The sequence below is a fragment of the Vibrio sp. HENC-03 genome (assembly GCF_000305755.2).
In the GTDB taxonomy this organism is placed as follows: domain Bacteria; phylum Pseudomonadota; class Gammaproteobacteria; order Enterobacterales; family Vibrionaceae; genus Vibrio; species Vibrio owensii.
Window position 1 is genome coordinate 124,827 of sequence record NZ_JH976133.1, and the last position, 11,907, is coordinate 136,733.

At 47.1% G+C, this 11,907-nt stretch carries 12 protein-coding genes; 2 read left to right on the forward strand and 10 right to left on the reverse strand.

What is annotated here, in order from left to right; genetic code table 11:
* Positions 1–4: 4 nt before the first annotated feature.
* From gspL to gspC, 10 genes are read right to left on the reverse strand one after another with little or no spacing between them, the layout of a single operon-like run.
* On the reverse strand, positions 5–1,207 hold the full coding sequence (gspL, locus tag VCHENC03_RS00695; protein ID WP_009707966.1) for a type II secretion system protein GspL: 1,203 nt from the start codon (positions 1,205–1,207) through the stop codon (positions 5–7).
* A complete protein-coding gene (gspK, locus tag VCHENC03_RS00690) occupies positions 1,176–2,186 on the reverse strand; it encodes a type II secretion system minor pseudopilin GspK (protein ID WP_009707967.1) in 1,011 nt (336 codons plus the stop codon). Before gspK ends, gspL begins: the two co-directional genes overlap by 32 nt.
* Positions 2,179–2,865, reverse strand: a complete 687-nt coding sequence (gspJ, locus tag VCHENC03_RS00685) for a type II secretion system minor pseudopilin GspJ (RefSeq protein WP_032803146.1) — start codon at positions 2,863–2,865, stop codon at positions 2,179–2,181. The genes gspK and gspJ overlap by 8 nt, the downstream gene beginning before the upstream one ends.
* Complete coding sequence (gspI, locus tag VCHENC03_RS00680; protein WP_032803147.1) at positions 2,852–3,247, reverse strand: type II secretion system minor pseudopilin GspI; 396 nt, start codon at positions 3,245–3,247, stop codon at positions 2,852–2,854. Before gspI ends, gspJ begins: the two co-directional genes overlap by 14 nt.
* Positions 3,228–3,842, reverse strand: a complete 615-nt coding sequence (locus tag VCHENC03_RS00675; protein ID WP_005434491.1) for a prepilin-type N-terminal cleavage/methylation domain-containing protein — start codon at positions 3,840–3,842, stop codon at positions 3,228–3,230. The genes gspI and VCHENC03_RS00675 overlap by 20 nt, the downstream gene beginning before the upstream one ends.
* Before the next feature lie 22 nt (positions 3,843–3,864).
* A complete protein-coding gene (gene gspG, locus VCHENC03_RS00670; RefSeq protein WP_005434493.1) occupies positions 3,865–4,308 on the reverse strand; it encodes a type II secretion system major pseudopilin GspG in 444 nt (147 codons plus the stop codon).
* A gap of 60 nt (positions 4,309–4,368) precedes the next feature.
* A complete protein-coding gene (gspF, locus tag VCHENC03_RS00665; protein WP_009707970.1) occupies positions 4,369–5,589 on the reverse strand; it encodes a type II secretion system inner membrane protein GspF in 1,221 nt (406 codons plus the stop codon).
* Positions 5,589–7,091, reverse strand: a complete 1,503-nt coding sequence (gene gspE / locus VCHENC03_RS00660) for a type II secretion system ATPase GspE (protein WP_005434497.1) — start codon at positions 7,089–7,091, stop codon at positions 5,589–5,591. Before gspE ends, gspF begins: the two co-directional genes overlap by 1 nt.
* The gene (gene gspD / locus VCHENC03_RS00655; protein ID WP_005434499.1) at positions 7,084–9,111 is read right to left on the reverse strand and encodes a type II secretion system secretin GspD; all 2,028 of its coding nucleotides are present in this window, start codon (positions 9,109–9,111) and stop codon (positions 7,084–7,086) included. The genes gspE and gspD overlap by 8 nt, the downstream gene beginning before the upstream one ends.
* 36 nt (positions 9,112–9,147) lie before the next feature.
* Positions 9,148–10,071, reverse strand: coding sequence for a type II secretion system protein GspC (gspC, locus tag VCHENC03_RS00650; RefSeq protein ID WP_009707972.1), 924 nt, complete (start codon positions 10,069–10,071; stop codon positions 9,148–9,150).
* A 255-nt stretch (positions 10,072–10,326) separates the two neighbouring features.
* Between gspC and hslR the strand changes: the two genes are divergently transcribed.
* Positions 10,327–10,713 (forward strand): ribosome-associated heat shock protein Hsp15, encoded by a 387-nt coding sequence (hslR, locus tag VCHENC03_RS0126345; protein WP_027726637.1) that lies wholly within the window; start codon positions 10,327–10,329, stop codon positions 10,711–10,713.
* A gap of 31 nt (positions 10,714–10,744) precedes the next feature.
* Positions 10,745–11,620 (forward strand): Hsp33 family molecular chaperone HslO, encoded by an 876-nt coding sequence (gene hslO / locus VCHENC03_RS00645; RefSeq protein ID WP_005434505.1) that lies wholly within the window; start codon positions 10,745–10,747, stop codon positions 11,618–11,620.
* Positions 11,621–11,907 lie beyond the last annotated feature (287 nt).

Below are 11,907 nucleotides of genomic sequence, written 5' to 3' on the forward strand. Positions count from 1 at the left end.
CACCTCACTGACGCTTCAACACAAAACTGCCCATCACAACATTGCCGTTGCGGTTCAGCTGGCCTTGTTCAACGTTAAACTTCTCCGCCAGTTTGACACGAGCTTGCTCGAATGGCTGGAAGTCAGAACTGCTCGCTTGAATGCGAACCTCACCACGTTGACCGTCGTATTTGAAACTGGTGATTTGTAGGTCGTTAACCTGTCCCAATGTCGCTGGCAAAGCCGCGATCCAAGACAACATCGCCACATCACTTGATCCACCAGACAGACGACGTTCTTCATCCGTCATTTGTCGCTTCAAGTAGCTAACTGTTGGAATGCGTCGTTTGTCTGGGAAGATTTGACGGAAGATGCGCTCACTCTCTTCACGATAAGCTTGGGCTTGCGCTTCGTATTTATGCACCATTAACAGCTGCTGGCCAACCAAAACAACCAGCAACACACCAGCGGCTATTGCGGCTTTCTGCCAAACCTTAACGTACTTGCCCCAAGACGATTTCGGCTTAAACGCGCCAGAAAGTAGGTTAACCTTGCTTTCTGTTGTGCCCTTTGCCAACAACGCCATGGTCATTTCTTCAGGCTTTGATACCCAAATGTCTGTCACGCTTGATTCAGGCAGCGAACTGTAACAGTCCAGCTTCCAACCTTCGTGACTTTGTGAGTAGGCAGATAAGTAAAGGTCTAGCCATGAAGCATCAACCGCTGCACCTTGAGTTTGAGAGTGGCGAATCAGCCATTGCTCACCTAACAGTGCTGCAGAGCTCGCTTCTGCGTCCACTGGCATAGCTAATACGTCAGGTAGCATTCGCTTTATTACAAGACCTTGGCTGGCAAAACGCTGCAAAATGGTTTGAATCCAAGCTCGCTCCACGGCACACACTTGTGCGCTTTCTGCTTGCTTATCTAAAACGGTGAAATGCAGGTTGTCCACGTCTTGCGCGACTTCATCTTCCACCAAGTAAGGCAGCATACTGTCAAACTGACGTGCAGCACCCGGTGGGATATCCACTTCTGTTAACACAACATCATGGCTTGCTAATAGCGCGATAATTTGTCGCTGATCGGCATACGCGACCAGTTCATCCAGATGTTCCCATCCGGCAATCTCACCACTGGCAATCACTTCTTGCTGTTGTGTCGACCACACCAACCATGGAATGGTACTTTGTTGTTCGCTACTCAGCCGAACGGTCAGAAACTCGCTCACTGATTCCTCCAAAACGACGGCGAACGACAGTCACCGTTTCTCTATCTGTACTATGCAAAAGGCTTCGGATACGTACACGGGATTCATCCACTAGCACTTGTGCATCCAATTCAAAAAAGGAGCTATCGACTCCTAAGTAGCCTCGGGCATTTTTCTTTACATCATCGCTCAGGCCAGCTAATTCTGACTCTGACAAAAATTCATCGACGCTTTCCCAGCCATCGAAAGGACGCTTTTCTATCAGCTGAACAGCATCGCTACTGCTCAAGCCTGGGGTGAACATGGCAACCAAAATAGGCGCTTGCTCGACTTCGATGGTGTTGACGTTTAAGCGCCAATCGTCGCTCGGAAGCGCACAAATCATCGGAGCAATTTTTTGGTAGATGTCCCCACTAACTTGGTACACCGCGCGCAGTTCACTGGCATCCGCCATCCAGCCGTTGGGTGGCAAATACTGCGGCTTCATCGCTTCGTAAGTACTGTCTTCCACACCCGCGGTTGAGCGCACTGTACTGTCACTATCCACGTATTCCCACGTCGAATCGGCGATCACTTCAGCTTGGTAAGGTTCCACGTCAATTTCTTCCATCAAACGTTGGAACACTTGCACTAAGTATGGACGATTTGTCGAATCCCCGGAGGGCTGTACACTCGCCAAAACGTTCAAATTGAAGCAGGCTTGTTTATCGATGATGCGACCAGCGGCTTGACCATAATCCAACGGGTAGACCTGCTCTTTTATCGCCCAAGGCTGACTTAAGTTAATGGTATCGTCGTCTTCATAACTTTGTTCGATACCAATCTCAGCCAATGCTTCCACCCCCAAGCTATACCAATAAGCTTGTTGGTAATTAATTTGATTCGAACCACGCTGGAACTGCAAAAACAATCGCTCTGACATACTCGCAGCCACTGTTGTCATAATCGCAAGCAGCATAAGGACAATAAGGAGTGCAACACCACGCTGACGATTAGCCATCATTGCTGCCCCCTGATGAGTCATCTTCTCCACCCGGATTGAGCTTGCCATCCGGCGTCAGGTAAGTGCGAGTAATCTCACCATAATCTTTCAGCTTCAATATCACAGAAACGGCTTTTGGCAGTTCACGGCCGTTTTCCCACGTTTTCTTCCACGATTTTCCGTCAAAGAAACGCATATCAAATTCTTCGACCTGTGTTAGCAGCGGGGTAATTACACCTTCTTGCCCTGTTGGTGTATCAGGGTATCGCCACCACACACGCTGTAAGACTTCATCTTTAATGCGATAGCCAACCTTAGTCACTTCACCACGTGGAAATTGCTGCTGTGGGTTATGCCAACCCAAACGCGCAAACATCACGCCTTTCGCATCAGAATCGAGCAAGTAATCCGACCAAAACAGCAGTTGGCTTGAAGGCTCTTCACCGTTAGTACGCATTTGACGCATTGCCATTTGACGGAAATCGTTATCCATCATGACCATCGCGCGCTGTAGCTCATTGAGACGTTGAGTTCGCTCTTGAGACAACACGTTACTGCGCTGCACTTGCGATACCACTTGGTAAGCAGCGACACTCATGCTGGCAAAAATCGCAATCGACACCAGCACTTCAATCAAGGTAAAACCTCGATTGGACTTTGAGCTGCGAGCTTTACATCGCTTGTTATTCAGCAACATAACTTCTCACCGTGACTACTGGGCTCGCTTTTTTTTCTGTCGCGACACTAACATCAAATGCTTTCAGCAATGGCTGCGCAGTGGCTACCGGTGTGACTTTCCAATACCAAGTGCGCCCTGCTAATTCTTCTGTACCGTTTTTCGCTTTTAGCTTTTCGGTCGAGAGCATCACATTGGCCATTTGGTTATCCACAACCATGGCTGCAAACATTTTTTCTTCTAAATAACTGACAGTATTGATGTGCTGACTCACTGAGCGAATCACACTGATCGCTGCCGTTGCAAAGATCGCTAGAGCGACCAACACTTCAAGTAATGTCATACCTCGCGTGTTGCGGTGCGACGAGCCAATACGGCTTGGCTTAGAATATCGAATTGTCATCGTCTTCCGCTTCTTCCCCAGGCGCTAACAATTTGATTTCGCCTGTTTCTTTACCAATGATTCGCCAACCATCGTTGAATGCATCCCCTTCTTCAGGAAAGAAAGATAGGGAGAATGGCGTAATCTCAGCACTTGAGAAAATGAACACTTGAGGTGGTTTCACTTTCTTCTTCTCTTTGTCCTCTTCCTCGGCAAACATGTCTTCATCAAACAGAGAGCCAGGCTCAAACAATCGATCGTCTTTATCCCAAGCACCACCGCCTAAATCCAATTGCAATGAAATATCCCCTTCGAGTTTTGTCTCACTTGGAATTTGCTTTAACTCAAGTGGCTGCCAACCATCTTGGGTCAAGCTCAACAAGGTGTAGGTGGATTTAACATCATCAACGCGCAGACCAAAGTCTTTGCCACTTAACACGGCTTCTTCATTAAGCAGTTGTAAGCGTTGAAAAAAACTGTGTGCGTATTGTTTGGAAAGGTCTTTCTGACTCGTAGGCAAAGTAGCGATCACCGCCACGGCGGTAAGAGATAACAAAACCAGCACCAATAGAATTTCTATCAATGTAAAACCGAGATGTTTTTGCATTTGCTTCATTAGTGCTGGTTTCAGCTAGCGCTTATTGGAAATCTTGCATGTTCCAGTTGCCGATATCTGCAGCTGGACCTTCACCGCCCTCTTGGCCGTCAGCGCCTAGAGTAAAGATATCAATTGTGCCATTGTCGCCAGGGCTTAGGTATTGGTACTCGTTACCCCATGGATCAGATGGAAGACGCTTGATGTAACCACCGTCACGGTAGTTGCGCGGCTCTGGGTTAGAAGGTTTGTTCACCAATGCATCTAGACCTTGGTCAGTCGTTGGGTAAACGCTGTTATCCAACTTGTACATGTCCAACGCGTTTTCCAATGCCACGATATCTGTGATCGCTTTCTGTTGGTCTGCTTTTTCTTTGTTACCTAGCAAGTTAGGAACAACAACACTCGCCAAAATACCTAGGATAACCACAACAACCATCACTTCTAGAAGTGTAAAGCCTTGTTGCTTACTGCGTTTAAATTTCATTATTTTCTCCGAAAGTTAGATTCAAGCCATGCCTTCAATAGACACGTCTTAACTCGAATTCTATCCGCTCATTAAGTTATTCATTTCCAACATTGGCATCAATGTCGCCATTACGATGAAAAGTACCAAGCCTGCCATCAGGGCAATCAATACTGGAGTGAAAATGCCAAGTGCAATGTTGACCGTCGATTCAAAGTTTTGGTCTTGATTGTCCGCCGCTCGCGTCAACATGCTTTCAAGCTCACCACTTTGCTCACCACTGGAAATCATGTGCAGCATCATTGGTGGGAACAAGCGAGTTTGATCAAGGGCTTTGCGCAGACTTGCACCTTCTCGTACATTATCTGCCGCAACTAAGACCTGTTGTTTAACATAACGGTTCGACATAACGTCAACTGCCACACGCATGCCTTCAAGAATAGGAATCGCACTCGAGGTACAAATCGACAAGGTACGAGCAAATCGTGAGGTATTCAGACCACGAGAAATCTTACCAATCAAGGGCAGGCTGAGGATTTTTTGATCCCAAGCCAAGCGAAAATTTGGTTTCTGTAATGCGAGTTTAAGGCCATAGAAGAGCACCACCACCACGACAAATATGATAAGCCCCCATTCTTGGACAAACTCACTGGCAGACAACAGGAATTGCGTTGATTGAGGCAACTCTTGTCCCATTTGAATAATGGGTTCAATGATTTTAGGTACGACAGAAGACAGCAACAGAGAGACGATACCAACAGCAAACACCACCAATACCACAGGGTAAATCATGGCTTGCAGCAACTTAGAACGCATCTTTTGGCGGTTTTCTACATAATCAGCCAAGCGTTCTAGCACTGTATCCAAGTGACCAGATTTTTCACCCGCAGCCACCATCGAAAGGTAAAGCTCATCGAAAACATGCGGGTAATCACCCAAACTATCGGCCAGAGGGTAACCCTCGGTGACTTTAGAGCGCACCGCGGCAATCATCGAACGAATACGTGGCTTTTCAGCTTGCTCTGAAACGGCCTTCAAACATTCTTCCAGTGGCATCCCCGATTGAACCAAGGTCGAAAGCTGACGCGTAATCAACGCAAGCTCAGCGGTTTTGATGCCTCGTTTGAACCCAACGGACCCGCTTGAAGACTTAGCGGCTTTCGCTTTGGCTTCCATCACCTCGACAGGAATCATCCCCTGCTCTTTTAGGCGTTGGCGCACCTGACGAGCGTTATCACCCTCGATGGTGCCTTTCTTCTGCTTGCCTTTCGCGTCCAGCGCTTTGTATTCAAATGCTGCCATTACGCTTCCTTGGTCACTCGCATGACTTCTTCAAGAGAAGTGATACCACGACTGACTTTACTCAATCCGTCGCTACGAATACTTGGCGTATGCTGGCGAACGGTTTTCTCAATTTCTTGCTCACCCGCTTCGCTGTGAATCAGCTCTTGGACTTTTTCATCCACCATCAAGAGTTCATGAATACCAGTACGGCCACGATACCCTTTGTGGTTACACACTTCACAACCTTTCGCTCGATGCAAAATAAGCGATTCATGCTCTTCCAACCCAAACAGTTTCTTCTGCTCTTTGTCCGCTTCATATGGTTCTTTACAGTCAGAACAAAGCGTACGAACCAGACGCTGTGCAAGCACACCCAGTAGTGAAGAAGAAATCAGGAAGGGTTCAATACCCATGTCGCGCAGACGAGTAATCGCACCCACAGCCGTGTTGGTGTGCAGTGTCGACATAACCAAGTGACCAGTCAAAGAGGCTTGCACCGCAATCTGTGCGGTCTCTAAGTCACGGATCTCACCGACCATCACTACATCTGGGTCTTGACGAAGAATCGCACGCAGACCACGCGCAAAGGTCATATCAACCTTAGGGTTTACCTGCGTTTGGCCGATGCCATCGATATCGAATTCGATAGGATCTTCAACAGTTAGAATGTTGCGTTCGTTGCTGTTGATCTCTTGCAAGCCCGCGTACAACGTCGTTGACTTACCCGAACCGGTCGGACCGGTCACCAAGATGATGCCGTGAGGACGACCGATCAGGTGACGGAAGTTGTCATGCACTGAAGGCGTCATACCCAAACTATGCAAATCAAGACGAGTGGCGTTCTTATCCAATAGACGCATTACCACGCGCTCACCATGCGACGAAGGCATGGTAGATACACGAACGTCCACCGCACGACCACCGATACGCAGAGAAATACGACCATCTTGAGGTACGCGTTTTTCAGCAATGTCGAGTTTCGCCATGACCTTCACACGAGAAACCAGCAAAGGCGCTAGCTTGCGGCTTGGGGTTAGAACTTCACGCAGTACCCCATCGACACGGAAACGAATCGAAAGGGTTTTCTCGAACGTCTCGATATGGATATCCGACGCCCCTTCTTTGATCGCTTCACCCAACATGGCGTTGATCAATTTGATGATTGGCGCATCATCTTCAGATTCCAGCAAGTCCTCATCATGAGGTAGTTCTTCGGCTAACGAGAAGAAGTCATCGCTGTCTGCGCCAATGTCTTCCATCAACTGACGAGCCTCAGAAGAGTCACGTTGATACGCTTCAGTGAGCTTTTTATCGAACGCTTCTTTGTCCATCACTTGAGGAATAAAGTTTTGTTTCAGTACTCGGCGTACTTCAACAAGAGCCGCAGGGTTAAGCGGCTCTACGTAATACAGAATTGGAGGGCGCTCAGGGTGCTCCGTCTCCAAAACCAGTTTAAAGCGATTGGCAAAACTGAATGGCAGACGGCGCATACTTGGCGCTGTGTCTAACATATCAACCATTATTCTTTACCATTTGATCAATGAACGCTTGGATTTCAGTAGGGTGCTTACGTTCCTGACCAAATTCAGGCATCACTGGAATGTTTGAATCATCCATCAACTTCAAGCCTTCTTGTGCTTTGTATAACTGTTCTGCACGAATGAAGTTGTATTTACGCTGAGTAATACCATCTGCCGTCATACCATCGCGGATGATGGTTGGCTTAATGAATACCATCAGGTTACGCTTTTCAGTTTGCGTGCTGGTTGATTTGAACAGTTGGCCGATCACTGGGATATCACCCAATAGCGGTACTTTAGATTCACTTTCCAGTGCACGCTCATCAACCAAACCACCAAGCACTAGCATTTGACCATCTTGGATCATCACAGAGGTGTTTAGCTGGCGCTTAGCAAAACGCACGTCAACCGCGCCATTTGCACCCAGAACGTTAGACACTTCTTGCTCAATGTTTAGCTGAACAGAATCACCTTCGTTGATTTGAGGTACCACTTTCAGCTTGATACCAACTTCTTTACGGTCAACCGTTTGGAATGGGTTATCGTTGTTCGAGCCTGCAGTCGAGCCTGTAATTACCGGCACTTCTTCACCAACGATGAACGACGCTTCACCGTTATCCATCACTGTAATGCTTGGAGAAGACAGAATGTTTGAATTTGAATCCGATGACACAGCAGTAATCAATGCTGTCCAGTCACCCATCATGATGCTCATAGCAGCACCGTTAACACCACCAAGTGCTGCCGCCAGAGTAGAGTAATCACCTGACTCAGTAACATCATAAGGCGTTCGCTCACCATCACTGTTGGTATAGTACTCCGTACGAGTCTGGTCTTTTGCTTCTTCAAGACCAACCATTACGTTACCAATTTGCGCACCAGTGTTGCCGTATTGGATTACCGCACCTGTCTCTAGGTTACCCCATTGAACACCAAGGTTGATGCCGTCGCCTTCAGACATTTCAACGATAAGCGCTTCAATCAGAACCTGCGCACGACGGATATCCAGTTGAGAAATCACATCTTGCAGCGCCATCATGATATCTGGTGGAGCAGTCAAAACTAGTGAGTTAGTCGCTTCGTGAGCAGCAATAACCACTTCTCCACGTTGCGCACTTGATGCGCCTTTTTGACCCGCTTGCTTCTCAGCTTGCAGGTTGTCAGACACGCCTTTTAGTACATCAACTAGGTCTTCTGCTTTCGCATACTTCAGGTAAACCACGCGGTTATTACCTTTGGTTGCCATTTCTACGTCAAGTTGGCGAATCAAACGTTTCAAGCGCGCGCGAACTTTAGGGTCGCCAGAAATCAGGATTGAGTTAGTACGCTCATCCGCAACGATTTTTGGCTCTAGGAATTCAGGCGTGCTCTTTTGATTGGTCGTTTTGTTCAGAGCGTCAACAATACGCACCATTTCAGACGCAGAAGCATTTCTCAGCTCTACGACTTCAATTTCTTTATCACCCGCTTGGTCAACACGTTTGATGATCTCTGCTAGGCGGTTTACTACCGCTGCACGGCCAGTGATCAAGATGATGTTGGCTGGATCGTAGTGCACCACGTTACCCGCACCTGCGTTATCAATCAGCTGACGCAGTAGCGGAGAAAGTTCACGAACCGATACGTTACGCACCGCAACCACACGTGTAATCACGCTGTCGCCTTTTGCGCTGTCATCACCCAAAACAGGAATTGCAGAGGTTTTTGAATCTTTCGATTTGATGACTTTTAGTACACCGTTATCCATTTCAACAACAGCGTAACCGTACACTTCTAGTACGTTTAAAAAGAAGCTGTAGTATTGCTCTTCGTTTAAAACGTCATAGCTGCGCACGTCGATCTTGCCGCGTACAGACGGGTCAACAATGATGGTCTTCTCTAAGTTACGACCAACAATGTTGATGAATTCTTGAATGTCAGTGCCTTTGAAGCTTGCACTAAACTCGTTCGCCATCGCACCCGGAGCGCAGAGTAGTGTCCCTGCAAGTAACCAAGCACTTTTGCTAAACCAATGTTTCACGTATGTCTCCCTGAACTTACGCAGCTTGCCTAAGTATTACAATTGGATATAGATGTCGTACTGTTGGCCGTCGCGCTCAACAGTCAAATTCAGTTCTTGCGGATCGTTCATCACTTGCATCAGTTCTACTGAAGATGAAGGATCACTTAAATCGATCCCGTTTAATTGCACCGCAATATCACCAGGTTTTAGACCGACATCATTAAACAACGCCGCATCACGACCTGGTGAGACGCGATAGCCGATGATTCCTCCGTCTTTCTTAACCGGAGAAATGTTGATGTACTTGAATACGCTTTGCGGATCTTTGGCAATTTCCGCACGAATTTGGTCGACCTTTTCACTCACTGCGGATGAGTTATCCGCTTTCGCCGCTTTTGGTCGAGTTGCCGGACGACTCTCAGACAGCTTGCTGTACTCGATGCCTTCCAACATAAGGGTTTCATCACGACCTTGGTTATCAATGATCACTCGATCAACCAAAACCGCTTTTAATTCTGCACGCGTGCCGTCAATTTCTTCACCAATGCCGTAAGTTGCCTGCTTACCTCGGTTTGCAATCACCGCTAAACTCGTTTTTGCGTTGCTGCTCGCAACAGCACCAACAAGTGTTAGGTTTAGGCGGGTTTTAGGCGCATCTTGCACGACAGGTTGTTCTACTACGACCGGCTTTTGCTCGGTGTACTTTCCGAACAAGTTGGCATTTTGGAGGGCATTGAAATCAATCGCGTCTTTTTTATTGGTTGACGCAACAGCGTTTACTGATGGCTTCCATTGAGTCACATCAGAGGTTTGAGGCATTGCTAACCACACCACTTTACCCAATATCCAACCTGTCATTGCTATAAATAGACAAGTTAAGAGCAAACTTAGTTTCGTTTGAATGACGTGATTGTTGGACTTAATCTGAGCCAGTAGCGGGCTGCTTGATAATCCTGCACTTAGCTCTAAACGCTTCACTGAACTGATTCCTTTATTCTTACGTCCGTCGACCTTAAGTATAAGTAAAGATTGTCGACTCTATCTTGCTAAAATTGCAATAAAATTACTACTCAACAAAGAGCAGTGAACTATATCACAAGTTCCTTTTCATACCTTTTTCTTATGCAGTTTTTGCCAACTCCCTTGAAAAAAAACAGCCTTGGCTCCATCTGTAGGTGAATAATCCACCAGTCACTGCATCATTCTTGCAGTGATTAGATAGTGTAGAGTCGTATGAGTTCCACAAATGAAGCCGTAAGGCTAGATAAATGGCTATGGGCTGCCAGATTTTATAAAACCCGCTCCATCGCACGCAATATGGTCGATGGCGGTAAAGTCCACTATAATGGGCAACGAAGCAAACCAAGCAAAATCGTTGAGTTGGGCGCTGAGATTCGTCTTCGTCAAGGTAATGAAGAGAAGACGGTGATCATCGAGAAAATCTCTGATCGTCGAATGGGCGCACCAATCGCTCAAACGCTCTATCGCGAAACTGACGAAAGTGTCAGCCAACGCGAAGAGTTCGCGAAACAGCGTAAACTCAACGCCCACAACCCTAGTCCGGAACGCCGCCCAGACAAAAAGCAGCGCCGCGACATCATTAAGTTCAAACACCAATAAAAGCCGGAATTACCGACGAGGAAAGCACTCCATGGCAAATAATGTTTTAAACCGCTACCTATTTGAAGATCTTTCTGTACGTGGCGAGTTGGTTCAATTGGATGAAGCATACCAACGTATTATCTCCAGCAAGGAATATCCGGCAGCACTGCAAAAACTGTTGGGTGAGCTACTCGTTTCAACCACACTTTTAACTGCAACTTTGAAGTTCGAAGGCTCAATCACTATCCAACTACAAGGTGATGGCCCTGTATCTTTGGCAGTCATCAACGGCGACCACGATCAGAAGATCCGTGGCGTAGCGCGTTGGGAAGGCGATATTGCTGATGACGCAACGCTGCATGAAATGATGGGTAAAGGTTACCTAGTGATCACCATCGAGCCGAAAAAAGGCGAACGCTACCAAGGCGTGGTTGGCCTAGAAGGTGAAACACTGGCTGACGTTATCGAAGGCTACTTCGCAAACTCAGAGCAGCTAAAAACGCGTTTGTGGATCCGCACTGGTGAGCACGAAGGCAAAAAGCATGCGGCAGGTATGATGATCCAGGTAATGCCAGACGGTACAGGTACACCTGAAGACTTTGAACACCTAGAGCAACTAACAGCAACGGTTAAGAACGAAGAGCTGTTCACGCTACCAGCAAATGAACTGCTTTACCGTCTATACAACCAAGACTCAGTTCGTCTATACGAGCCACAACCTGTGGAATTCCACTGTGGTTGTTCTCGCGAGCGCAGTGGCGCGGCGATCATCACAGTTGATAAAACTGAAATTTATGACATTTTGGCGGAAGAAGGCACAATTTCTTTACATTGTGATTACTGCGGCACGTCATACACGTTCGACGAACCTGAAATTACCGAACTGTATACGCAAGCAACTTCCGGCAATAAAACCGTGCATTAATTTTCATAGCTTAACAAGCATGTAATTTACCCATCAAAAGGCCAGCATCACGCTGGCCTTTTTGTGATCAAACCCTCGTATACCTTAGCCTCCCACGTAATAAAGCAACCGCTTAATTTTAAATAATTAATAATTCTTTTGCCCTAGCGCAAAGGTTTGCGGCCACGATAAACTATTCGCACCAATATGTGACGGGTTACCTAAAACCACACTGAAATCATGGATAATTTTTGAACTATATCCCTGTTTTCTCCCCGCCCCGTTGCTAGCATGGTGAGCAGATAAAA